The 25,797-nt window shown below is 60.4% G+C and carries 17 protein-coding genes; 9 read left to right on the top strand and 8 right to left on the bottom strand.

Going from position 1 to position 25,797, the window contains the following annotated elements; all coding sequences use genetic code 11:
- Positions 1-72: 72 nt before the first annotated feature.
- From CLV45_RS07070 to CLV45_RS07055, 4 genes are all read left to right on the top strand, one after another.
- Entirely contained in the window at positions 73-825 is a 753-nt protein-coding gene (locus CLV45_RS07070; RefSeq protein ID WP_100335658.1) for a DUF4290 domain-containing protein, read from the top strand.
- Between the two features lie 128 nt (positions 826-953).
- On the top strand, positions 954-2,258 hold the full coding sequence (gene murA / locus CLV45_RS07065) for a UDP-N-acetylglucosamine 1-carboxyvinyltransferase (RefSeq protein ID WP_100335657.1): 1,305 nt from the start codon (positions 954-956) through the stop codon (positions 2,256-2,258).
- A 149-nt stretch (positions 2,259-2,407) separates the two neighbouring features.
- Entirely contained in the window at positions 2,408-3,337 is a 930-nt protein-coding gene (locus CLV45_RS07060) for a DUF4349 domain-containing protein (protein WP_100335656.1), read from the top strand.
- Positions 3,338-3,614: 277 nt separating this feature from the next.
- Positions 3,615-6,002 carry an RCC1 domain-containing protein gene (locus CLV45_RS07055; protein ID WP_100335655.1) on the top strand — a complete coding sequence of 796 codons (2,388 nt, stop codon included), beginning with the start codon at positions 3,615-3,617 and terminating at the stop codon, positions 6,000-6,002.
- Between the two features lie 132 nt (positions 6,003-6,134).
- Here CLV45_RS07055 and CLV45_RS07050 read toward each other — a convergent pair whose 3' ends face one another.
- The 8 genes from CLV45_RS07050 to CLV45_RS07015 all read right to left on the bottom strand — a co-directional run bounded on the left by CLV45_RS07050 (position 6,135) and on the right by CLV45_RS07015 (position 16,754).
- A complete protein-coding gene (locus tag CLV45_RS07050; RefSeq protein ID WP_100335654.1) occupies positions 6,135-6,470 on the bottom strand; it encodes a phage holin family protein in 336 nt (111 codons plus the stop codon).
- A 95-nt stretch (positions 6,471-6,565) separates the two neighbouring features.
- A complete protein-coding gene (locus CLV45_RS07045) occupies positions 6,566-7,660 on the bottom strand; it encodes an agmatinase family protein (protein WP_100335653.1) in 1,095 nt (364 codons plus the stop codon).
- Between the two features lie 137 nt (positions 7,661-7,797).
- Entirely contained in the window at positions 7,798-8,430 is a 633-nt protein-coding gene (locus CLV45_RS07040) for a chemotaxis protein CheC (protein ID WP_100336981.1), read from the bottom strand.
- A gap of 74 nt (positions 8,431-8,504) precedes the next feature.
- The gene (locus tag CLV45_RS07035) at positions 8,505-10,142 is read right to left on the bottom strand and encodes a chemotaxis protein CheA (protein ID WP_100335652.1); all 1,638 of its coding nucleotides are present in this window, start codon (positions 10,140-10,142) and stop codon (positions 8,505-8,507) included.
- Complete coding sequence (locus CLV45_RS07030; protein WP_100335651.1) at positions 10,139-11,185, bottom strand: chemotaxis protein CheB; 1,047 nt, start codon at positions 11,183-11,185, stop codon at positions 10,139-10,141. Before CLV45_RS07030 ends, CLV45_RS07035 begins: the two co-directional genes overlap by 4 nt.
- 106 nt (positions 11,186-11,291) lie before the next feature.
- Entirely contained in the window at positions 11,292-11,681 is a 390-nt protein-coding gene (locus CLV45_RS07025; RefSeq protein WP_100335650.1) for a response regulator, read from the bottom strand.
- Between the two features lie 82 nt (positions 11,682-11,763).
- Positions 11,764-12,270, bottom strand: coding sequence for a chemotaxis protein CheW (locus tag CLV45_RS07020; protein ID WP_100335649.1), 507 nt, complete (start codon positions 12,268-12,270; stop codon positions 11,764-11,766).
- Positions 12,271-12,341: 71 nt separating this feature from the next.
- Entirely contained in the window at positions 12,342-16,754 is a 4,413-nt protein-coding gene (locus tag CLV45_RS07015) for a methyl-accepting chemotaxis protein (protein WP_170061826.1), read from the bottom strand.
- Positions 16,755-17,109: 355 nt separating this feature from the next.
- Between CLV45_RS07015 and topA the strand changes: the two genes are divergently transcribed.
- The 5 genes from topA to CLV45_RS06990 all read left to right on the top strand — a co-directional run bounded on the left by topA (position 17,110) and on the right by CLV45_RS06990 (position 25,675).
- Entirely contained in the window at positions 17,110-19,593 is a 2,484-nt protein-coding gene (gene topA, locus CLV45_RS07010; RefSeq protein ID WP_100335648.1) for a type I DNA topoisomerase, read from the top strand.
- A 116-nt stretch (positions 19,594-19,709) separates the two neighbouring features.
- On the top strand, positions 19,710-20,582 hold the full coding sequence (locus CLV45_RS07005; protein WP_100335647.1) for a DUF4846 domain-containing protein: 873 nt from the start codon (positions 19,710-19,712) through the stop codon (positions 20,580-20,582).
- Positions 20,583-20,603: 21 nt separating this feature from the next.
- Positions 20,604-21,299, top strand: coding sequence for an SIR2 family NAD-dependent protein deacylase (locus CLV45_RS07000; protein ID WP_100335646.1), 696 nt, complete (start codon positions 20,604-20,606; stop codon positions 21,297-21,299).
- 21 nt (positions 21,300-21,320) lie between these two features.
- Positions 21,321-21,872, top strand: a complete 552-nt coding sequence (locus CLV45_RS06995; RefSeq protein ID WP_100335645.1) for a metal-dependent hydrolase — start codon at positions 21,321-21,323, stop codon at positions 21,870-21,872.
- A 65-nt stretch (positions 21,873-21,937) separates the two neighbouring features.
- Positions 21,938-25,675, top strand: coding sequence for a hypothetical protein (locus CLV45_RS06990; protein WP_100335644.1), 3,738 nt, complete (start codon positions 21,938-21,940; stop codon positions 25,673-25,675).
- Positions 25,676-25,797 lie beyond the last annotated feature (122 nt).

Raw genomic sequence — 25,797 nt, 5'->3', positions numbered from 1 at the left:
CTTGAGGGTAGCCCACTCTCCTACTTCTTGACTTAACCAGCTGCTTTTCAGAGCGGCTACGCCTTTTTCCTAATGGCATTACCTTCGCCTTTTAAACACGAGCTGCTGCTGCGCGAATACGGGCAGAGCACCTACGAGCTGATTCAGCAGCTGCGCACGATTGAAGATCGGGAGGAGCGCACCAAGCGGGCCCAGCAGATTGTGCAGCTCATTTTCCGCCTCAACCCCGCCCTGCGCGAGCAGCCCGACGCCCAGGCCAAGGTCTGGAACCACGTCTTCGAAATGACTGATGGGGAGCTGGACGTGGACAGCCCCTATCCCCTGCACGCCCTCGACATCCTGGCCAAGCAGCCGGCCCGCGTGGCCTACCCCAGCAAGTCGCCCAAGCTCAAGCCCTACGGCCGCAGCGTGGAAGTCATGATTGAGCAGGCCCTGGCTATGGAAGACCCCGCCGAGCGGGAGCAGGCCACCATTGCCATTGGCCGCACCATGAAGTTTTTGTACCGCTCCTACAGCAAGGAAAACGCCAAGGACGTGACCATCCTCAAGCACCTGCGGGAGCTGTCGGGCGGCCAGCTGGAGCTGGACCCGGCTCAGGTGGATGCCAATAACCTATTTGACTTTGCCCCCGCGGCCGGTGGCCGGCCCACGCCCTTTATCGTGCCCCAGCCCCGCGCCGAGCGGGCCGAACGCGGGGACCGGGGCGACCGGGGCGACCGGGGTGACCGGGAAGGTCGCCGGAGCGGCGGCAACAACAACCGCCGCGACAAGCAGCGGCGCGGCGGCAAAAAAGGTCGCCAGGAGCCCCAGCAGCCCCCCCAGTAAGTATTTTAGTTGTTCGTTGCTTGTTGTCCGTTGTCAGGCTCTAAAGGCTCTAACAACGAGCAACGAGCAACGAACAACTAGTCGGGGCCTTACCAACGGACAACGAACAACGAACAACCAGTTACTACATGGCTTCATTTGAAGTAATCGGCGGCCATCCGCTGAAGGGTGAAATCGTGCCCCAGGGCGCTAAAAACGAGGCCCTCCAAATCCTGTGCGCGGTCCTGCTCACCTCCGAGCCCGTCACCATCAGCAACATTCCCGACATCCGCGACGTGAACAAGCTCATCGAGCTGCTGCGCGACATGGGCGTCAAGGTTGGCAAGCTGGCTACCGACACCTACCGCTTCCAGGCCGACGCGGTAAACCTGGACTACCTCGACTCCGAGCAATTCGTGGCCCAGGGCCGGGCCTTGCGCGGCTCGGTTATGATTCTGGGTCCCATGCTGGCCCGCTTCGGCAAGTGCCAGCTGCCCAAGCCCGGCGGCGACAAAATCGGCCGGCGCCCCATGGATACGCACTTCCTGGGCCTCGAAAAGCTGGGCGGTAAGCTCACCCTGGAGGGCACCGACTTCTACCGCATCAAGGCCGAAAACGGCCTGCACGGCACCTACATGCTGCTCGATGAAGCCTCGGTAACCGGTACGGCTAACATTGTGATGGCCGCCGTGCTGGCCCAGGGCACGACTACCATTTACAACGCCGCCTGTGAGCCGTATTTGCAGCAGCTTTGCAAAATGCTGGTGCGCATGGGCGCTAAAATCAACGGTATCGGCTCCAACCTGCTTACCATCGAGGGCGTGGAAAGCCTGGGCGGCACCGAGCACCGCATGCTGCCCGACATGATTGAAATCGGCTCCTTCATCGGCCTGGCGGCCATGACGGGCTCCGAAATCACCATCAAAGACTGCCAGGTCCCCGAGCTGGGCATCATCCCCGACACATTTCGCAAGCTGGGCATCCAGCTCGAAGTGCGCGGCGACGATATCTACGTACCGGCCCAGGACCACTACGAAATTGCCACCTACCTCGACGGCAGCATTCTAACCGTGTCGGACCACACCTGGCCCGGCCTCACGCCCGACCTGCTCAGCATTGTGCTCGTGGTAGCTATTCAGGCCAAAGGCACCGTGCTGATTCACCAGAAGATGTTCGAGTCGCGCCTGTTCTTCGTCGATAAGCTCATCGACATGGGCGCCCAGATTACGCTCTGCGACCCGCACCGCGCCATCGTTATTGGCCTCGACAAGCGCAACGCCCTGCGCGGCATCAGCATGACCTCGCCCGACATCCGCGCCGGCGTAGCCTTACTCATTGCCGCCCTCTCGGCCGACGGCCGCAGCGTGATTGACAATGTGGAGCAGATTGACCGCGGCTACCAGTTCATCGACAAGCGCCTGAACGCGCTGGGCGCCCAGATTCGTCGTCTCTAAGCGCCGAATTACCAGTTCTGCGAAAAGCCCGGCTTTAAATAAAGTCGGGCTTTTTTGTGGGCATACTAGCCGAAACTGCTCCGGCGTTAGCTACCTGAACGGAAGGCCAGAGGCGGTTGGAATCTACTCACTCTCAAACCTCTTGCCCCATGCCCACGCACACCTGGAAATTGCTCGTTTTGCTGCTTTTCACGGCCGCCTGCAGCTCGAATAAGTCCGAACAAGCGGCAGTAGCTGACGAAAAAATGGTAGTGAATGAACTGATGGAAGCACCCTCCGTCGAAATGGCCAGCATGGCTCCACCACCGGCACCCGAAGCTCCCCAGCAAACTGAAATCAGCGGCGACGACCAGCCCGACTCACCGGAGGCCAACGAGCCGATTCGGGTGACGGCCGCGCCGGGCACTACCCGCAAGATTATCTACCACGCCAACGTGCGCGTCAAAGTGCAGGACCTGGCCCGGGCCAACGCCCGCATGGACAGCCTGACCCGCGCCTTCGGGGCCTACGTGTCGGATGCCTCCGAACGGCGCGAGGACGGGCAGTGGGAGCACCAGATGACCATCCGGGTGCTGCCCTCCCGCTTCCCGACGCTGCTCAGCCGCCTCAATGGCCTGGGCACCCTGGAGTCGAAGACGCTGGGCACCGACGACGTAACGGCCGAGCACGCCGACGTAGCGGCCCGCCTGGCCACTAAGCGGGCCCTGGAGCAGCGCTACATTGCCCTGCTCAAGCAAGCTAAAAAGGTGTCGGAAATGCTGGAAATCGAGGGCAAAATCGGGGAAGTGCGCGCCGACATTGAAGCCACCGAAAGCAAGCTCAAAACCCTGAACGACCAGGTTGCCTATTCTACCATCACCCTCTCCTACTTCCAGGTTATTACGCTCAAAACCCCGGACGCCCCGGTTCTTTCCTTCGGCAGCCGCCTGGTGCAGGCCTTTTACAGCGGCTGGGAGCTGTGCACCAACCTGCTGCTGGGCCTGGTCACGGCTTGGCCGCTGTGGATTCTGGTACTGGTTATTGGCTGGAGCATCCGGGTGTGGCGCCGCCGCCTGGCCGCGCGGGAGTTGGTTAGCTAACAACCACTACCGGGTTATAGAGACTTTCCTTCTCCAACCCGTCAGAAGCCTCGGCCGGTAGGTCGAGGCTTTTTTGTGCTTGAAAACCCGGCTGGCAGCGCACCAATCAGTTTTTTATCCAGGCAGGGACCATGAAAAAAGTCTTTGCCAGCCCAGACTTACTATTTGGTTGGCTAAGGCAACGATATGAAAATCAAGCATGGAAGCCGGCATGTAGATTCCTGGCGTACCTTTAGAGTGCCTAAAACCAGGCTTTCTATTTTACTCTCTCTTTTTCATGTTAATTTCTACTTTGCGACTCGGCGGGTTGCTGCTGTTGTTGCTGCTAGCTCCGCGCATTTGGGCCCAACGGCTGGCCGCCGGTGATACGCACAACCTGGTCATCCACCCGGACGGCACGCTCTGGGCCTGGGGCGACAACCAAGCCGGGGAACTGGGCGATGGTAGCCAAAGTACCCAGCCCCGTCCGGTGCCAGTAGGAACCGCCACCTGGCAAACCGTCGCCGCGAATTCCCTCTACTCGGCCGGCATCCGCTCCGATGGCACGCTCTGGACCTGGGGCCGTAATACCTACGGCCAGCTCGGCGACGGCACCACTTACGACGTAGCCGTTCCGCAGCAAGTGGGCACAGCTAGTACCTGGGCCAGCGTGGCTTGCGGCTTCAGCCACACCGTGGCCGTGCGCGCCGACGGCACGCTCTGGACCTGGGGCCGCAACAACTACGGCCAACTCGGCAACGGCAGCTCCAGCGGCACCATTGTTCAGCGCACCCCGGTGCAGGTGGGCACTGCCACTACCTGGCGCAGTGTGAAAGCGGGTATCTACCACACCCTGGCCCTCAAAGCCGATGGCACGCTCTGGGCCTGGGGCGACAACTCGCAGTACCAGCTGGGCGTCAACGGCGTGCAGCAAAATACGCCCGTGCAGGTCGGCACCGATGCCAACTGGGTGAGTATAAGCGCCGGATCATATTTCTCCCTGGCCCTCAAGGCGGATGGCACTCTGTGGAGCTGGGGCGAAAATGGCGCCGGCCAGCTCGGCAGTGGCACTACTGCCACCCGGTACTCTCCCACGCAAGTCGGCACAGCTACCACTTGGCGCAGTGTGGCGGCCGGCAACGCCCACTCAGTGGCCGTGCGCCGCGACGGGACGCTCTGGACCTGGGGCTACAATGGCAACGGCCAACTCGGCAACGGCACCCGCGGCGACACCAAACAGCTCGTGCCCACCCAGGTAGGCACAGCTACGAGCTGGGCAAACCTAGCCGCCGGCGAAGACCACACGCTGGCCCAGCGGGCGGATAACTCGATTTATGCCTGGGGTATCAACCAACGCTCCCAAATCGGCCAGGGCTTCCCTTTTACCTCCTCCTTCAACCAGGTAATAGAATATTTCGGCGTCACGAGCTGGAGCCAGGTAAACGCCGGCTACTACACCTCACTTGCCCACAGCGGCACGAATACGCTCTTTGGCTGGGGCGCGAATGGCAACGGCCAGATCGGCAATAACTCAACCTCCGACTATAATACGCCCGTACCCGTCCCTGTCTCGTCCTGGCAGAGCACGGCCACCGGCTCCGCCCATACCGTAGGAGTAAAAACCGATGGCAGCCTCTGGGGCTGGGGCGATAACCGGCAGGGCCAAGCGGGCATTAGTAATTATCAGTACTACTACACGCCCATTCGGATTGGCAGCGCCACCACTTGGAAAACCGTGGCGGCAGGCTACGCCCACTCGGCCGGCGTGCGCACCGACGGTACGCTCTGGACCTGGGGGCGCGACAACGACGGGCAGCTCGGCAACGGCACGGCGACCGGCAATAGAAGCACTCCGCAACAGGTGGGCTCCGGCACGACCTGGGCCCGCGTGGCCTGTGGGGCCAGCCATACCGCAGCCATTCGGCAGGACGGCACGCTCTGGGCCTGGGGCAACAATGCCAGCGGCCAGGTGGGCACCGGCAGTGCCGGCGGCTTGGAGCAGGAACCCGTGCAGGTAGGAACGGCCACCACTTGGGCCAGCGTAGCCGCGGGCACGTCGTTTACGGTAGCCGTGGGTAAGGATGGCAGCCTCTGGGCCTGGGGCGACAATCAGTACGGCCAACTCGGCGACGGTACCACCACCCCGCGCCCTAGCCCCGTGCGCATTGGTACGGCCAGCACCTGGGCGGGCGTGGCCGCGGGCTACGGGCACGTGGTGGCCCTGCGCACCGATGGCACACTCTGGGCCTGGGGGCTGAATGCTAACGGCCAACTCGGCAACGGCACGACGACCAACCGCCTGGTACCGCAGCAGGTAAGCAGCCTTGCTAGCTGGACGGACGTTTCGGCGGGCAGTTACCACACGCTGGCCGTGCGGGGCGGAACGCAGCTCTGGTCGGCTGGGCTCAATGACCACGGCCAGCTGGGCCAGACGCCCGTCATTCCGGTGCCCACGCTGGTTCCCAACGGCGGCCTGACTCTGGCGGCCACTGCCACCGCTCCTCCGGCCGGTTGGGCGCTGGTTCCCAACCCCGCGCACGACCAAGTACAGGTGCTCGGCTTGCCGGCCTACTCACCGTCTGGATCTATGATGTGCGGGGCCAACTGGTACGTACCGCCGCCGCACCCAACATCTCAACCCGTGGGCTGGCCCCGGGCCTCTATCTGCTGCAGGTCGCGCCTATAGGTCAAGTCCCGCACACCCTACGCTTGGTGGTGGAATAGTCCCGGCCGGCCGTCACCCAAAGGCTCTTGCTTTAAAGCCACAAAAAAGCCCTTCTACTTAACTAGAAGGGCTTTTTTGTGGCTTTAAAGCAAACTAGTCAATGACCATGTCGACCACCGAGGTAACCAACGACAGGGCGACGCTGAAGATCAGGGCCGAAATGAAGCCGTCGAGCTTGAAGCCGGCCAGCAGCCAGTCGGCCAGCAGCACGATGACGGCATTGATGACCAGCAGAAACAGCCCCAGCGTCAGCACCGTAATCGGGAAGCCCAGAATCTTCAGAATTGGCTTGAGTACCGCATTCAGAATGGCCAGCACGATGACCAGCAGAATAGCATCGGTGAAGCCGCCCAAGTGGGCCCCGGGCAGGAAGCGGGCCAGCACGTAGGTGATGATGGCGGTTAGGAGCAGCTTGAGGAGAAAACCCATAGTTGTCGTGTGGTTGGAATGAGGAAGGGAAGGAACAGAAGCTCCACTAGGAACTCACAACCTTACGAAAAAATGGGCACTCCGTTGGCGCGGGCCTATTTCTCCGAAATCTTGGCTTTGATGCGGCCCTGGGACACGCCCATCCAGTGCGCCATCTGAAACAGCAGGCGGGCCCCCACAATGGCGTTCCACTCGGTGTCGCCGGGCGCTACCTCGTTCAGGTCGCAGCCGATGATTTCCCGGCCCGACTCCACAATCGTGCGAATCAGGTACAGAGCTTCCTCAAACTCCAGGCCGCCGGGCACGGGCGTGCCGGTGCCGGGGCAGAGCTTGGGGTCCAGCCCGTCGATGTCGAAGCTCAGGTAGACTTTGGGCGGCAGCTGGGCAATGATTTTGCCGCAGACCTTCTTCCACGACTTCTTGGCAAACTTCTCGTTCGACAAAAACCGGTTGTGGAACATCACCACCCGGCCCCCCGACTGGTCCACCAGCTCGGCCTCCTGCTGGCACAGGTCCCGGATGCCGACTTGCACCAGCTTCTTGACCTGGGGCAGCTGCAGGGCATTGTACATAATGGAGGCGTGCGAGTACTGGAAGCCTTCGTAGGCCGGCCGCAGGTCGCAGTGGGCATCAATCTGCAGTATGCCAAATTCCTCGTGCCGCTCGGCCAGGGCATGCATATAGCCCAGCGGCGTGCTATGGTCGCCGCCCAGCAGCACCACGCCCTTGCCAGCATCGAGGTAGGCCCCGGTTTTCTTCTGGAGGTATTCCACCAGGGCCTTGCCCCGCTCCGTCACCTGGGCCGGCACCGTGGCAAATTTCTGGGCCTTATTGGTCGGCTGCCCGGCTTCGAGCCAACCAATGTACTCGGCGGCCAGAGTGCGCAGATTGCGGCTTTCCTCGGCCACTTTCTCGTCCGGCTCTTCCATGGCCAACCCCATACGCCAGGCTTCGGGAATGTCGGGTTCGTAGAGGTCCACCTGCAGGGAGGCCTCCCGAATGGCTTCGGGGCCCTGGGCCGTACCACCGCGGTACGAAACGGTTACTTCCCAGGGCACGGGCACTACCACTACCTGGGCCTCGTCCACGGTGAAGGGTAGCCCGTACAGGCCGCCGGCACTGTCGCCGAGGGCGTTGGGGTCAAAAGCAGCAAGTTTTTTTTCCAGACTGGAAGCAGCCGATGAAGACATAAGCAAGAGAAAAACGTGAAAAGAATTCTGCGCAAGCAGCAGGAAACGAAGCTGTCCTACCTGATGCTAACCGGCCGGCCCGAAAAGGCAGACTCGGCACGCGCCGGATAGGACAGCAACAGGATGGGTGACTGAAATTACCCCATTGGGTTGCTTTCCTGGCCACCGAGAAAGTCATAGGTCCGGATAATGTCCAGAATCTTTTCGAAGGTATTCCGGTCGAAAAACAGCATCAGGGGCAGCTCCACCGAGTTTTCCTTGTCCGAGAACTGGGTAATAACCGAGAAAATCAGGGGCTGCACCTTGGGCTGGCTGGCAATCAGACTGGTCAGCGACGCGGCGATGTTGCCCTTGGGAGCCTTGGGCGGCGCCCCGTAAATTTTGGCCTTGAGAATATTAGCCAGCTGGGTGACCAGGGCGCCGGTGATGATGTTGCTGATTTCCAGCAACAGTGACTCCTGCATCTCATCAATCTGAATCGAGTCGGGCACCGACATGCGCAGGCAGACCCGCGAGAGGCGCTGCACGTGCTGGCCGGAGAAGAACATCAGCGTCGTGCCGTTGAACTCGCCCCGAATATCGGATTGAATAATGGCGTGAGTGCCTTCGAACTCGTGTACCTTATCCAGGATATTGCTCCCGGGCATAATGTCCAGATTCGGAACTTCCAGCAGCACCTTTTCCTGCGCGATTACGGCAAAGGAGTCAGCCGCACGGGCCAATCCAATGTTCAGAATCTCGCGGATAATATCACGCTCTAGTTCCGTCATGTGCAAATCCATAGGAGTGAGTCAAATGAAGGGGCTACCCGTTGCCGGAAAACCCGAATTTCGCATTACGTTGATTATGGTCGCTTGGCTAGAAAAAGTCGCGTGAGCGCCGGCACATCAATAACCAGGCAGACCTGACCGCTTCCCAGGAGCGTCACGCCCCCGAATAAGTCAATCATATCCAATGGTTTACTCATTGGCTTAATAACTATATCCTGCTGGCGCAGGAAACGGTCCACGATTAAGCCAAGCTTACGATTGTTGTAATTAACAATGATAATGTCCTGTCGGCCGGCCAGTTCCGATTTTACGGCGGGCAGCAGCGGACCATCATTGCTATGGAGGAGCTTGCGCAAATCTACAACGGGAATATTTTCCCCGAGCAAACGGGCCATCAGGATGCCTCCCACCACGTGCAGCTGCGTGGGCTGCAGCGACACAACAGAGTCGGTGTGCATCAGGGGAATGGCGTAGCTGCGCTCTTCCAGCTCAAAAAGCAAGGCGCCCTTGACGGCAATCGAGGTAGGCAGCACCAGGGTAAAGGTAGTGCCCTGCCCTAGCACCGAATCGACGCGCAGCTGCCCGCCGAGGGAATCAATGGCCAGTTTCACTACGTCCAGGCCCACGCCCCGGCCCGAAATATCGGTTACCTCCTTGGCCATGGAAAAGCCGGGTTCGAACAGGAAGGCCCGCACCGCATGAGCATCCAGGGACCGGGAAACCTCCGCCGACACCAACCCGCGCTCCACGGCCTTACGGCGCACTTGCTCCACGTCAATGCCCTTGCCGTCGTCGATTACCTGAATCAGCACGTCGTCGCGCTCCGTCTGGGCCGACAGCGTGAGGTTGCCCTGTTCCGGTTTGCCGGCCCGCTTGCGCTCCGCGGGCGTTTCCAGGCCGTGGCCAATAGCGTTACGCACCAGGTGCAGCAGCGCATCAGTGATGATTTGCAGAATGTTGCGGTCAATCTGGATATCCTGCCCGTTGATGGTCAGCTCCACTTCCTTCTTTTCCGCTACGGCCACGTCGCGCACTACCCGGGGAAACTTGTTGAACAAGGAGCCCACGTTTACCAGGCGCGCATCCATGACGCTGTATTGCAGGTCGTCGGCAATCCGGAACAAGTGGGAAGCAGCCGCCTGTAGCGCCGAGTTGCCAATTTCCTGGCTCAAGGTTAGGATCCGGTCCCGGTCGATAATCAGCTCACCGACCAGATTGAGCAGGTGGTCCAGCTTTTTAATCTGGATGTACACCAGGTCCGATAGTTCCAGTTTGCGCGAAGCATCCTCGTCGGAGTTTTTGTCGCTTTCGTCCTCCAGGATGGGCTCCTGCCCTTCCACCAGTAGGTCCAAATTATGCAGCAGCAAATCGGGGCTGGGGCCGGGCTCATCCCGGTCCACGCCGCGAATCATGCTGCCAATGGTATCGACGCCGGTAAAGAGCACAGGCACCAAAGACCCCGAAAAAGTGCGCTCCTTGCTGCGAATCAGGCCGAAGATGGTTTCCATCCGGTGGGCCACTTCGCCGATGTCGTTGAACCCCATGGCCCGGGCGTTGGCCTTGAGATTGTGCATCAGCCGAAACAGCTCGTTCAGGGCTTTCTCATCCGTCGGGTCTTTCTCCAACTCGCTGATGTGGCGACTCATAGCATCGTAATACTCGAGTGCCTCGGCCATGAAGATTTCCCGGTATTCCTCTTCCCTTGATTTCATCGAGTGGCAAACTGCGTGGATGAAGAGAAAGAAGAAGCCCGGTTGATGCGCAACTGCGTAGCCAACCGACCGATATAGCCCGCAATGTCGTGCAAAGGAGCTACGATGTTGGCGGCTCCGGTCTGAATAACGGACTTGGGCATGCCGAAAACGGCCGAAGAAGCCTCGTCCTGCGCAATAATCACCCCGCCGTGCTGCCGGATGGTGTGGGCCCCCTGGGTACCGTCGCGCCCCAAGCCGGTGAGGACAACGCCCAGCGTGTTGCGCCCTATCGTGTGCGCTACCGACTGCATCAATAAGTCTACGGACGGTTCGTCGAGCACTGGTCCTGTCTCGGTTGTCGTATCGGTGTGCCACGACTGCCACGGCCCCCGTACCAGGGAGCGGACTACCATGTTTTGTCCGCCGGGAGCTACGATAATCTTGCCTGCTTCCAGGGTTGTACCCGGCTTGCCCACAACAACGGGCAACGATGTAGCCCGCCGCAGACGGTTGACGAAGGATTCGGTGAAGTGTGCCGGTAAGTGGATGGCTACCAGCACGGCGCTCGTAAGCGAAGCCGGCAGTGCCCGCACGAGCGTTTCCACAGCCTGCGCCCCACCGGTAGAGCCCCCAATTACCGCTACGCCGCTCGGCGGTATTGCGATAAGCTGCCGTTTGGCCAGAGTAGGCCGCGAGGGCTGTTGACAAACGGCGCGAATCTTGGCGACCATCTGCTGGCGGCAGCGGGCAAATTCCGGATGGTCTTTGCTAGGAATCGGTTGGAGGTAATCCGCGACGCCCCACTGCGCCAGTTCCCGGGGTACCACCCGGCCAGCGGCCGTAGCGCTGTAGAGCAGCACCGGCACGGCCTGCTGCCGACTCAGGCGCTCCAAGCCCGCTACCTGATTTTCACTCGCAATAACCAGCCCCGGACGTAACCGGCGGGCCTGCGCTACTAGCTCCGAGGGGCTAGTTGCCGAGCCAACTACCCGCAAATCGGGCTCAGCGTGCAGCAACCTAGTCAGTTCCAGCCGCTCGAAAGCGGGCAGATCACCGAGCAAGAGTGTGAAAGGGATGGGAGAATTATGCACTGAGGGAATTAGAACGGGCGCGGCAGCGGCGTTTTTGATGTACTAAAGCAAGGGTAGTAGTAGCCTCAGCCCTGGGTTAGGCTTCAGCGGAACTAGAACCCTGATTCTGCAGGGCCCCCCCAACGATTTCGAGTACTTTCTCTTCGGAGAAGGGCTTTACGATGTACGCAGTGGCGCCACTTTCCAGGGCCTCATTGACAATTACCTCCTGCCCCACGGCGCTGCACATCACGACTTTCACTTCGGGCTGCTCCATACGAATGCCTTTGAGAACATCCAACCCGGTATTGTCCGGCAGAATCACATCCAGCGTGATAAGATCAGGCCGCGTTGCGCTGGCCATTTCCAGGGCTTGCTGACCGTTAGCAGCTTCCCCTACGACCTCGTAGCCGGCGTCGGTAAGCATATTCTTGAGCATCGTGCGCATGTAAAATGAGTCGTCCACGATGAGAATGCGGTTTTTCATACAGGGTAAGTCAGTGTGTCGGATGAGGGAAAGGTCAGTTGAAAATCAAGCGTGTGTACGGGGTGCTGCCGAGTAAGATTTTTTATTTCGGCTGCAGTTGCATGATTTCCGTGGGGGACAGCAGCTTGGGCATATCAAGGACAATGATGATGCGCCCATCCACTTTAGCGATTCCCTCAATGTATTTATCCTGGATGTTGATATCCTGAATGAATTCCGGGGTTTTTTCTAGGATTGAGAGCGGAATAGATAAGGGTTGCGGTACCTCCCGCACGACTATTCCAATGGTGTAATCTTTGGCTTCGATAGCCAGCGTGTAGCTCACGCCCGCCAACGGCTCACTGGCCGAGCGCAGCTTGAAGCGCTCCTCCAGGTCAATAATGGCAATGATGTCGCCGCGCAGGTTGGCAATACCCTTGACAAAAGAGGGAGTTTTGGGCATTCGAGCAATTTCGGGAGTAATAGTGACCTCCTTGACTTGCTCAATGCGAATGCCGTATTCCTCATCCCCCAGGCGGAACACGATAAGCTGGATGAGCTTATCCTGCTTAGCGGCTTTCTTTTCGCTGGTTTGTTCTGATTCAGGCATGCTGGAAACCTTATTGAGTGCCGCCACGAGGCATTGCGGCGGCACTCAAAATGTTAAACGAAATAAGTGGACTACTTGGCTTTCGACTTGGAACGGGCTTTGGGCGCCGCCTTACCGTTCTCGTTTTCGGGCTGAGCTGCTGCTTTCGCCGCACTCCGTCCCCGGCGGTTGGAGGCGGGGGCAGCTTCCCCATTCACTTCGGGCTTGGGAGCGGAAGTTGGAGCTTCGGCTGCCGCTTTACGCGCCGCCTTACGTGCCGGAGCACTAGCCGCACCGCGCCGTGGCTCGGGGGCGACGGGGGAAGCTACGGCCCGGCGCGGGGGTCTTTCCCGGGTTGCGGCCGGCGCGGCCACCGCGGCGGGCCGGGAAGCCGGCCGCTGCACACTCATGCGGCGTAACCCAACCCGGATAGGCTCCGGCTCGGGCTCAGGCAGCATATCTTCCATCAGCTGGAAGGCCGATAGGCCCACCTGCAGATCGTCCGCAATGTCGGTCAGGTTCTGGCTGGAGGTCGTCAGTTCCTGCATCGACGAGGAGAGCTGCTTGGCGGTGCTGGCCACTTGCTGGGTACCGGAGGCGGTTTGCTCGGCAATGGCTACCACTTCCTCCACGTACTTCACTACGTCGCCAATCGAAGTTTTCTGCACCTCGGTGGCCGTGAGAATGTCGCGGGAGGTGCGCAGGGTTTCGCCGCTGGAGGTGGCAATGTTCTTAAAGGCGCTGGACGCTTCAAACGTGGCGTTCTTGCCTTTCAGAACTCGGCCTTCCATGGTCGAAATTGCGGTAGCAGCCGAGGTGGTGTCTTTCTTAACGTCCTCTACCAGGGTCGCAATTTCCGAGGCCGACTTGCGGGAGCCCTCGGCCAGCTTGCGGATTTCTTCGGCTACTACGGCGAAACCACGGCCGGCTTCCCCGGCGCGGGCGGCTTCGATGGCAGCGTTCAGAGCCAGCAGGTTGGTCTGGGAAGCAATGTCGGTGATAACGCCCAGCGACTTGCTGATTTCCTGGGAGCGGGTACTTAGTACTTCGATGGTTTTGCTGGTCTGGGCGGCAGCGTTGGAGATTTCCTCCATGTTCTTTACCACCTCGGCCACCGTTTTCAGACCGAGCTGCGAGGTTTGCTCACCCAGAATAGCCGATTTGTTCACGATGTCGGCCTTGCCAGCCGTTTCCTTCGTGGCCTGCATGATTTCTTCAATCAGCTTAAAGGCCTGGTCGGTTTTCAACGCCTGGTTCTGAGCGCCTTCGGCCATCTGCTGCATAGCCAAGGCCACGTCAACCGTTACCCGGCTCATTTCCTGGCCTTTGGCCGCCATTTCCTCCGACGATTCCCCTACAATCTGCGACGAGTCGTTGATTTCGCCGAGCAGCTCGTTGAGGTTTTCCACGGCGATGTTCAGGGCGTTCGACATGGCGAGAATGTCGCCAGCGGTCTGAATCTCTACTTTTTGGGTCAGGTCACCTTCCGAAATGGCGCGTACCACGCGGGATACTTCGAGTACCGGGGAGGCAATGGATTCGATCAGGTCGTTGAGCGTATCCACAATTTCCTTCCAGCTACCCGATACCCCACCTACCGTGGCGCGTTCGGTCAGCTTGCCTTCTACCCCGGCCACTTTGGCCACGCGGCTTACTTCCAGGGCGAGGCGGTTCAGGTCGTCCACCATGCGGTTGATGGTGTCGGCGAGTTCGGCCACTTCGCCTTTGGCTTCGAGGCGAAGCTTCTGGGTCAGGTCACCCTGCGATACGCCGGTTACGACCTTCACAATGCCTCGTACCTGAGTGGTCAGGTTGGCCGCCATCGTGTTTACGTTGTCGGTCAGGTCCTTCCAGATGCCCGATACGTTGGGCACGTTGGCCTGGCCGCCGAGGCGACCTTCAGTACCTACTTCCTGCGCCACGCGGGTTACTTCGCCGGCGAAGATGTTGAGCGAGTCCACCATCCGGTTGATGTTGTCCTTCAGGTCGAGCAGCTCGCCCTTAACATCAACGGACACTTTCTGGCTGAGGTCGCCGCGGGCTACGGCGGTGGTTACGTTGGCAATGTCGCGCACCTGCGAGGTGAGCGAGGCGGCCATCGTGTTTACGTTGTCGGTCAGGTCTTTCCAGGTGCCGCGCACGTTGGGCACCACGGCCTGGCCACCGAGGCGACCTTCCGTGCCTACTTCGCGGGCCACGCGGGTTACTTCGTCGCCGAACGTGTTCAGCGAGTCCACCATCTGGTTCAGGTTCTCCTTCAGCTGCAACAGCTCGCCACGCACATTTACCGTCACCTTCTGGCTCAGGTCGCCGCGGGCTACGGCGGTGGCCACGTTGGCAATATCCCGCACCTGAGAAGTCAGGTTCGAGGCCATGGTGTTTACGTTGTCGGTCAGGTCCTTCCAGGTACCCGAAACGCTCGGCACGTTGGCCTGGCCGCCCAGAATACCCTCGGTACCTACTTCACGGGCCACGCGGGTTACTTCGCCGGCGAAGATGTTGAGCGAGTCCACCATCTGATTCAGGATGTTTTTCAGGTCGAGAATCTCGCCTTTCACATCTACTGTCATCTTCTGGGTCAGGTCACCTTTAGCTACGGCGGTAGCTACGTTGGCAATGTCGCGCACCTGAGAAGTCAGGTTGGCGGCCATCGTGTTTACGTTGTCGGTCAGCTCTTTCCAGGTACCCCCAACGCGGGGCACGTTGGCCTGGCCGCCGAGCTTGCCTTCGGTGCCTACTTCGCGGGCCACGCGGGTTACTTCGTCACCGAAGATGTTCAGGGAGTCCACCATCTGGTTCAAGATGTTCTTGAGCTCCAGGATTTCACCCTTTACGTTTACCGTCATCTTCTGCGACAAGTCGCCGCGGGCAACGGCGGTAGCCACGTTGGCAATGTCCCGCACCTGAGAAGTCAGGTTCGAGGCCATGTAGTTTACGTTGTCGGTCAACTCCTTCCAGACGCCAGCTACGTTCGGTACCGAGGCCTGGCCACCGAGTTTACCTTCGGTGCCTACTTCCTGGGCCACGCGGGTTACCTCGCCGGCGAACAGGTTGAGCGAGTCCACCATCTGGTTCAGGTTCTGCTTCAACTGCAGCAGCTCACCCTTTACATCGACGGTGATTTTCTGGCTTAGGTCGCCGCGGGCAACGGCGGTAGCCACGTTGGCAATGTCCCGCACCTGAGAAGTCAGGTTCGAGGCCATGTAGTTTACGTTGTCGGTCAACTCCTTCCACACACCAGCTACGTTCGGTACGCTGGCCTGGCCGCCGAGGCGACCTTCGGTGCCTACTTCCTGGGCCACGCGGGTTACCTCGCCGGCGAACAGGTTGAGTGAGTCCACCATCTGGTTCAGGTTCTGCTTCAACTGCAGCAGCTCGCCCTTTACGTCAACCGTAATCTTCTGCGACAAGTCGCCTTTGGCTACGGCGGTGGCTACGTTGGCAATGTCCCGCACCTGACTCGTCAGGTTCGAGGCCATGTTGTTTACGTTGTCCGTGAGGTCTTTCCATACGCCCGACACGTTGGGCACAATGGCCTGGCCGCCGAGTTTACCTTCGGTACCTACTTCCTGGGCCACGCGGGTTACCTCGCCGGCGAACAGGTTGAGCGAGTCCACCATCTGGTTCAGGTTCTGCTTCAGCTGCAGCAGCTCGCCCTTTACGTCAACCGTAATCTTCTGGGTCAGGTCACCCTTTGCTACGGCGGTGGCTACGTTGGCAATGTCCCGCACCTGAGAAGTCAGGTTCGAGGCCATCGTGTTTACGTTGTCGGTCAGCTGCTTCCACACCCCGCCCACGTTGGGCACCGAAGCCTGACCGCCGAGTTTACCTTCGGTACCTACTTCCTGGGCCACGCGGGTTACTTCGCCGGCGAACAGGTTCAGGTTGTCGATGGTTTTGTTGATGGTTTCGGCCATCACCTTGAAGTCGCCCGACACCGGAATCTGGAAGGTTTCATCCAGATTGCCCTTGCTGATGTTCTTGAGTACTTTGCCTACTTCCAATACCGGTACGGCAATGCTGTCGACCAAGCCGTTGATATTGTTAATCATGTCGCGCCAGAAGCCGGAGGCGTTTTCGGCCGAGGCCCGGGCTTTGAGGTTACCTTCTACCCCGGCAACCTTGGAAATGCGCGACACCTCGCCCCCTACCCCGCCGATCATCTCTACCATCGAATTGTAGGCTTCGGCAATTTCAGCGAAGATATCGTCGTTCTGCTTGGTGAGGCGCACCGACACGTCGCCCTTCTTAAAGGCGTCGAGGGCGTAGAGCACCCGGTTGAGCTGGTCGTTGACGTAGTCGGCCTCCTGGCTTTCCTCCGAGCCCCGCCCACTGCCGCGTTTGCGGGTAATGTCGGAACTGGTACGAGCGCCGGCGGGCCGCAGCAAAGTGCCGCGCTCGTAGGAAGGCGAAGAAGAAGTTGGTGTGGTCGAAGACGGGGAATCCTGCTCAGAGGCGTTATTTTCCGGCGTATTCGTATTCTTGGTAGTCTTACCTGAAGCCATACAAGGGGTGGGGTTGCGAAGCCTGGTGTAGAGAGGCGATGCTGTAAACCAGAAACACCACTGCTGAAGTTCCTAGACTTACAAAGGTAGCAAATACCGCTTTTTCCACCACATTTCGGAGGTTTTGTCGAAATGATTCTACAAACTGCCACCCAGTGAACTACTTGGCGGCGGACCGGCGTTTAAAAATCCTGATTCGGCTGCCCCGTGCAAACCCAGCTTCCGGCATAATTACTATCGACAGCGGTTGTGCACCGGATTATTCCAGCATCTTTGCGGCAAAATTCAACTTTTCCTCCCCCGCGGCCGTTTCCTAATCCGAACCCGTTTGTATCCCGCCCTCTCCTAACCTTATATGGTCAAAAATCTAGTCATCGTAGAGTCTCCTGCCAAAGCCAAAACCATTGAGGGTTACTTGGGCAAGGACTTTATAGTCAAATCCAGCTTCGGCCACGTCCGCGACCTGCCCAAGGATAATAATGCCATTGATATTACCAATGGCTTCAAGCCTACCTACGTCGTGTCGCCCGACAAGCGGGAAATTATTGCCCAGCTCAAGAAGCTGGCGAAGGAGGCCGAAACGGTGTGGCTAGCGAGTGACGATGACCGCGAGGGCGAGGCCATCAGCTGGCACCTGTCGGAAACCCTGAACCTGAACGAGGCCAAAACGCGCCGCATCGTATTTCGGGAAATTACCAAGAACGCCATTCTTAACGCCATCGACAACCCCCGGGAAATTGACCTGAACCTGGTTAATGCCCAGCAGGCCCGGCGCGTGCTCGACCGGCTCGTGGGCTTCGAGCTAAGCCCGGTGCTGTGGAAAAAGGTGAAGACGGGCCTGTCGGCGGGACGGGTACAGTCGGTAGCGGTGCGGTTTGTAGTGGAGCGGGAGCGGGAAATCAACCAGCACAAGTCGTCGTCGGCCTACCGGGTGACGGCGCGCTTCGACGCGGGCCGGGGTACGGTGCTGGAGGCCGAGCTGCCCACGCGCTTCAAAACCCAGCAGGAAGCCCAGGAATTCCTGGCCCGCTGCATCGGGGCTACCTATAAGATTGAGAACCTGGAGAAGAAGCCCGGCAAGCGCAGCCCCGCCCCGCCCTTCACCACCTCCACCCTGCAGCAGGAAGCCTCGCGCAAGCTGGGCTTCTCGGTGGCCCAGACGATGAGCGTGGCCCAGAAGCTGTACGAAGCCGGTAAGATCAGCTACATGCGGACTGACTCGGTGAACCTCTCGCAGGACGCGCTGGCGGCGGCCAAGGCCGAAATCAGCTCGACCTACGGCCCGGAGTATGCCCACACCCGCCATTTCAAAACCAAGTCGGCCTCGGCCCAGGAAGCCCACGAAGCCATCCGTCCCACCGACTTTGCCCTAGTGAAAGCCGGCTCCGACTCGGCTGAGCAGCGCCTCTACGACCTGATCCGGAAGCGGGCCATGGCCTCGCAGATGGCCGACGCTACGATTGAGCGCACCGTGGCGACCATTGGCATCAGCACCCAGCCTGGCACGCCGCTCACGGCCACGGGGGAAGTCATTACGTTTGAGGGCTTTTTGAAAGCCTACAGCGAGTCGAAAGACGAGGAAACCCTGGACGAAGAAGTCAGCACCGAGTCGTCGTTTTCGCGCGGCCTGCCGCCGCTGAACGTGGGCCAGGAGTTGCCGCTGCAGCTACTGCGCGCCACGGAGCGCTACTCCTCGCCGCCGGCCCGCTACACGGAAGCTTCGCTGGTGAAAAAGCTGGAAGAAATGGGCATCGGTCGGCCGTCGACCTACGCGCCGACCATCAGCACGATTCAGAAGCGGGGCTACGTGGAAAAAGACACCCGGGAAGGCAAGGAGCGTAAGTTTCACGTGCTGACCCTGGATGAGGACCAGGTGAAAATCGAGGCCAAAACGGAAACCTTCGGAGCCGACAAAGCCAAGCTGTTCCCCACGGATACGGCCATGGTGGTCAACGATTTTTTGGTGGAGCACTTCCCCATTATTATCGACTACCAGTTCACGGCCAAAGTCGAGGGCGAGTTTGACCTGATTGCCAACGGGCAGGAGCAGTGGGGCAAGATGCTGGCCGACTTCTACGGCACCTTCCACGAAACCATCGAGCGGGGCCAGGACATTGAGCGCAGCACCCTGGGCTCGACCCGGGAAATTGGCATTCACCCCGAAACCGGGCAGAAGCTGACGGCCCGCCTCGGCCGCTACGGCCCCTACGTGCAGATTGAACCCAAGGAAGGTGCCCCAGAAGGCGAAAAGGCGGTGTATGCCAGCCTGCGCAAAGGGCAGTTCATTGAGAATATAACCCTGGAAGAAGCTCTGGACTTGTTTAAGCTGCCACGCATCGTGGGTCAGTTTGAAGACAAGGACATGACGGCGGCTTTGGGACGTTTCGGGCCGTACATCCGCCACGACAGCAAGTTCTACTCCCTGACCAAGGAGCAGGACCCGCACACGATTACCGCCCAGGAGGCCGTTGACCTGATTGAGGCCAAGCGCAAAGCCGATGCCGAGCGTCTGATTAAGGACTTCCCCGGCCGTGAGGACGTGCAGGTGCTCAACGGTCGTTTCGGGCCTTACATCGTGGTGGGCAAGAAAAACGTGAAGATTCCCAAGGGTGAAGAGCCGGCCGAGCTGACGCTGGAACGCTGCCTGGAGCTGGCCGACGCCACGCCGGACAAGCCCGCCAAGGGTGGCCGGTTTGCCAAGAAGGCCGCCCCTGCCGCCGAGGATACGGCCGACAAGCCCGCCAAGAAGAAGCCGGCGGCCAAGGCTCCGGCGAAAAAAGCTACGGGTACGGCGACTAAGAAACCAGCCGCTAAAAAGCCGGCCGCCAAGGCTAAATAGCTGACTTTCTAATCCATAAAAAAAGCTCCTGCCAAAATCGGTGGGAGCTTTTTTTATGGCCGTAAAATTCGCAGTATGCGCCGCCGTTATAGAGCCTCATTCAGCTGCTGCGCCCCGTGAAAAAACCCGAATTCTGGCTCCTGCTTTTCCTGCCGGCCATGGCCCTGGCCCAAAGCAAAACTACCCCGGCCGCGACGGTGGCTGCTCCGGCACCGGCTAGCCAATACGCCTGGCTGAGTGCGGGCCAGTATAACGCCAAGCAGACGTTGGCCGCGCGGTTTGCGCCGCCGGTTGGAGCGGCCCGGGTACCGGCCCCGGCGGGTTCGTTCGGCGCCTGGCTGCGGTATTTGCCCCTGCTGCCGGCTGGCGCGGCCGTGCACCTGCACAATGGGCAGCTCAAGAACCCGCAGACCGTGCATGCCGCCGTGGTGCGTATTGACGTGGGGAGCCGGGACTTGCAGCAGTGTGCCGATGCGGTAATCCGGCTGCGGGCCGAGTATTTGTTTGGCCAAAACCCCGACAAAGTGCATTTTCACCTGACCAGCGGGCACGACATCTGGTTTTCGGACTGGTACGCGGGCAAAGGTTTCCGGGTGACTGGCGAAGAAGTAGAGTCCGTGGCCAAAGCCGTGGAGCAGCCAACCCACGCCGTTTTCCGCCGCTATCTGGACCAGATTTTTACCTACGCCGGCACCCGCTCGGTGGAACGGGAAATGCAGCCCGCCGCGCTGGCCACGCTGCAGCCGGGCGACGCTTTTATCAAGGGCGGCTCCCCGGGCCACGCGGTGCTGGTACTGGACGTGAGCATGAACCCACAGACGGGAAAGCGCTACTTTTTGCTGGCCCAGAGTTACATGCCGGCCCAGGAAATCCACGTTTTGCGTAATCTGCAGAACCCCAAGCTGAGTCCGTGGTACGAGCTGGACGAGAAGACCTGGCTGGAAACTCCGGAGTGGAGCTTCACTCCTACTCAGCTGCGGCGGTTTTAACTTCTGATAATCTGCTACGCTATGAAAAAGAAAATCGTGGTCCTGACTGGCGCCGGTATTAGCGCCGAAAGCGGCCTGGCGACGTTCCGGGGCTCGGACGGGCTCTGGGAGGGCCACCAGGTAGAAGACGTGGCCTCGCCCGAAGGCTGGGCCCGCAACCCAGAGCTGGTGCTCGAATTCTACAACCAGCGCCGGGCCGCCGCCCGGGCCGCCCAGCCCAATGCCGGCCACCTGGCCCTGGTGGCTCTGGAGCAAGATTTTGAGGTCGTCATCATTACCCAGAATGTGGACGACTTGCACGAGCGGGCTGGCTCCAGCCGCGTGCTTCATCTGCACGGCAAGCTGCTTGAGTCGCGCAGCACCCGCTTCGAGCACCTGGTTTACCCCATGACCTCGGACCGGATTGAGTTGGGCGACCAGTGCGAAAAAGGCCACCAACTGCGACCCAACATCGTCTGGTTTGGCGAAGCCGTGCCCCTGATGGAGCGGGCCATGGAGGAAACGGCCACGGCCGACATCTTCATGGTGGTGGGCACCTCCCTGCAGGTGTACCCGGCCGCCAACCTGGTGCACTACACGCCCACGGGCTGCCCCACCTACATCATTGACCCTAACCAGCCCGCGTTGGCCGCCCGGCCCAACCTGCATTTCGTGCGCGAACCGGCGACTATCGGGGTGCCGCGCGTGGCCGCCGAGCTGCTGCGGCAGGCCGATTAACATTCTGACAACGAAACTTCTATGGCTTCTGCTTTCGGCCACGCCTTGCTGGGCGCCACGCTCGGCAAACTCCTGCTTCCCGCCCGCCCTAACTGGCCCTGGTGGCTGCTGGCCGCCGCCTGTGCCGTCGTGCCCGACGCCGACGTGGTCGGCTTTAAGTTTGGGGTGGCCTACGCCAGCTTGTGGGGGCACCGGGGCCTGACGCACTCCATTCTGGCGGCGGTAGTGCTGGCCTCGAGTCTGGTACTACTAGCCCGAGTTTTGCGCCCGAAAAACCAGCCGCCCGCGGGTCGGCTCTGGCTGCTGCTGTTTCTGGCCACCGTGTCGCACGGTGTTCTGGACGCCATGACCACGGGCGGGCTGGGCGTGGCATTTCTGAGCCCGTTTGAGCAGGGCCGCTACTTTTTCGGGTTCCGACCCATTCAGGTGTCGCCCATCGGGGTGAAGCGGTTTGCCGGGGCGGCGGCCTTGCGCGTATTGCGCTCTGAGGCCATTTGGGTGGGTATTCCCTGCCTGCTGCTGTACCTGGGCCAGCGGGTTTTCGGCCCTTCCCCGGTCAATACCCGGAGCTGATGCACCCTGATGAGGTTTCTTGCGTACAGTAGAGAATACCTCTATTTCTACGATTCGCTTCCCTCATGCGAAAATCCTACCGTCTGCTCCTGGCAGCGCTGTTTACCACACTATCGGCTCCGCTTTTTGCCCAAACTCAGCCCGCTGCCCACGCTGTTTACTTACTTGGAAATACCGCCGGCGACGCCGTTTCGGAGTCTCACCTGCGGGCCCTGCGCCAGCAGCTGGAACAGGAGAAAGGCCCGTTTACCGTGGTGCACCTGGGTGATATTGCCGGCAACAAGGGCCTGAAAAAAGAGCCCGAAGCCGCTACCACCGCCCGCCTCGACCAGCTTATTGGCCTGGTGCAGGGCTTGCCCAACGGCCACATCTACTTCGTGCCCGGCGACAAAGACTGGGACAACTCGGGCCCCGACGGGCTGAAAAAGGTGAAGCGGCTGGAAGAGTATATCGAACAGAAGCTGCCCGGCCAGAATGCCTTTTTGCCCACCGGCGGCTGCCCCGGCCCCGAAATCATCGACGTGGCGCCCAACGTGCGTTTAGTGGCTATCAACTCGCCCTGGTGGACCCACCCCTACGACCGGCCCGAAGCCCCCGATACGGAGTGCAAGACCATGACCAAGGAGGAATTCCGGGAGCAGCTGCAGGACGTGCTCGACGATACCAAGGGTAAAAACGTGCTGGTGGTGGGTCACCACCCGGTGATGAGCAACGGCGTGTACGGCGGCCGGATTCCGCTGGGCCGCCACCTGTTCCCCTTTGACAACGGCGTCCCGCTACCGGTTTTTGGCTCGGTGTACGCGGCCTACCGCCAAAACGTGGGCACCCCGCGCGACCAAGCCAACCCGGCCTACAGCGACCTGCGCAAAAACCTGCTCAGCACCTTCAAGGACAACCCCGGCGTGGTGTACGCCGCCGCCCACGACTACAGCCTGCAGCTCACCCGCTTCGAAGACAACTACCACGTGGTGTCGGGCAGCTTCGCCGAGAAAGAGCACGTGGGCGCCAACTCCCGGGCATTGTACAACCAGGCCGAGGAAGGATTTTCCAAGCTCGAATACTTGGCCGACGGTACCGTCAAGTCCTACTTCTACACCTTCGCCAAAGACGGCGCTACGGCCCGGGAGGCGTACAATGCTACGCTGTTTCAGTCGGCCTGCACCGAGCCCCGCCTGCCAGGCGTGCCCGTCAATGCCTTTATTCCGGAGTGTCCCACGGCCCCGAAAGGCGTAGCGGCGCCCAAGCCCGACGCGCCCTTTCAGCCCACCGTTACCCTGGCGCCCGGGCCGCAGTACAAGGCCGGCCCCGGCAAACGGTTTTTCCTCGGCCCACTCTACCGCACCTCCTGGACCCAGCCGGTGGAAGTCAAAACCCTGGATTTAGCGGCCGAGAAAGGCGGTCTGCGCATCTTTGGCAAGGGCGGTGGCCGCCAAACCACCTCCGTTAAGCTCATTGCCGCCGACTCCTCCGAGTACGTGTTCCGCTCCGTGGATAAGGACGTGACCCGCATTCTGCCGCCCGAGCTGCGCAACTCCATTGCCGCCGACGTACTGCGCGATATTACCCCCACGGCCCACCCCTACTCGGCTTTGGTCACCGGCTCCCTGCTCGACCAGACCGATATTCTGCACGCCCGGCCCCGCCTGTTTGTATTGCCCGACAATAGCCAGCTTGGCCCCTACCGCCAGGATTACGCCGGGTTGCTCGGCACCCTGGAAGACCGGCCCGTGGACCCCAAGCCCAATCTGCCCGGCTTCGGCGGGGCCGACGAGGTGCGCCGCTCGTTCAGCTTTTTCCGCCAGCTCTACAAAGACCACGACAACCAGGTCGACGCCGTGGCGCTGGGCAAGGCCCGGGCTTTCGACATGCTCGTGGCCGACTTTGGCAAGCACGAGGATAACTGGAAGTGGGCCGGCTACAAGCAGGGCAAAAAGACCATTTTCCGCCCCATTCCGCGCGACCGGGACCAAAGCTTTACCCTTTGGAACGGCCTGCTGACCTACATTGCCAACCGCGAATGGGCCGTGCCTAGCATCGAAGACTTCCAGGCCGAATTTCACGACCTGGAAAGCCTAAACTGGCCCGCCCGTCACCTCGACCGGTTTTTGCTCCAGTCCCTGACCCGGGACCAGTGGCAGCAGATTGCCAAGTACATGCAGGAGAAAATCACGCCGGCGGCCATCGACCAGTCGACGGCCCAGCTGCCCAAGGAAGTGCAGCCTATTTCGGGCAACGACCTGAACCGCAAGCTGAAGGCCCGGATTCAGGAACTGCCCAAGGCCCTGGACGACTACTACCTGATGCTGGCCAAGCGCGTGGACGTGGTGGGCTCCAACAAGGCCGAAGTGTTCCAGGTAACCCGCCTCGACGACGGCAAAGTGCGGGTGCAGATGTTCGACAAAGCCAAAGACTCGGACCAAGCCAACGGCGAGGCCCTGTTTGACCGCACCTTCGACCCTAAGGAAACCGACGAAGTGGCCCTCTACGGCCTCGACGGCAAGGACATTTTCACCGTGACCGGCCAAGCCCGCCACAGCGTACTGGTGCGCATCATCGGCGGCGACGGCAAAGACCGGATAACGGACGAGTCGAGCGTGAGCGGGCTGCGCACCAAAACCAAGGTCTACGACCTGACCGATACGGAGCTGAAGCCGAGCAAGGAAACCGACAACCACACTTCTGACAAGCTGGCCGTAAACCGCTACGACCGGGAAGCCTTCGAGTACGACGGCTACAACCCGCGCGCCACGCTGATTTACAACCAGAGTGACGGGTTTGGGGCCGGGGCCGGCTTCGACATCGTGCGCCAGGGCTTCCGCAAGCCCGGCTACAAAAACCTCTACGGCTTCGACGTGCAGGGCTCCACCAACGGCAACTTTCAGGTGGCCGTAAATATGCGCCACCGCCACGCCATCAAGGACTGGGATATCGGGGCCCGGGCTGAATACGGCAACTTCTTCCAGTTCTACAACTTCTTCGGCCTGGGCAACAACACGACCAAGGACGAGGGCCTCTACGACGCCAACTTCTATAAGGCCCGCTACAAAGGCTACATTGCCAACGTGTTTACCGAGAAGGTATTCCTCAACCGCAGCGTGTTCCGCTTCGGTCCTACTTACGAGCAGTACCAGTCCAATTTCGCCGACAACAGCCTGCTGGGTGAGCGGAATACCCAGCAGCCCCTGCCCACCGACCGGCGCCCCAACACCGCTTTCCAGCGCCTGCTGGGCCTCAACGCCCTGCTCGACCTGGACCTGCGCGACCGGCAAACCTTTGCCCGCAAGGGCTTCCGCCTGCGGGCCCAGCACGACAGCTACCACCAGCTCAACCGCACCGAGGGCAACTTTGGCTTGACCCAGCTCTTCGGCGAGTACTACGCCACGGCTCGTCTGGGCATTCCCGTGACGTTCGTGGTGAAGGGCGGCGGGGCCAAAAACTACGGCAACGACGACGAAATTCCGTTTTACAAGTTCACCAGCCTGGGCCAGCGCGAAAACCTACGCGGCTATTACCGCAACCGTTTCACCGGCGACGCCAGTGCCTACCTGAACACCGAAATCCGCCTGGCGTTGGGCCGGGTGCAAAACAACTTCCTGCCATTCTCGTACGGCGTGTTCGGGTTCTACGACCAGGGCCGCGTCTACTTCAAGGGCAACTCGCCCGGGGGCTGGCATACCGGCTACGGGGGGGGCTTCTACATTGCTCCCGTCACCGACCAGCTGGCCCTGTCCGTTTCCTTCCAAAACTCCGTGGAGCAAACGGCGCTGATTCAGTTCGGCGTCGGCTTCCGGATCGACCAATAGTTAAGTTGTCCATACTAAGCCCGGTCTACTAAGGCCGGGCTTTTTTATGGGCTTTCTTTTCCTCTTCCAACCAAAACTGTCCCAACTGCCGTAGTATTCGGCTAGCCTACTTTTGGCAAACC

This window comes from Hymenobacter chitinivorans DSM 11115, assembly GCF_002797555.1.
GTDB lineage: Bacteria > Bacteroidota > Bacteroidia > Cytophagales > Hymenobacteraceae > Hymenobacter > Hymenobacter chitinivorans.
Note: the sequence above shows the minus strand (reverse complement) of the source record. Positions and strands in the feature narration are given on the sequence as shown.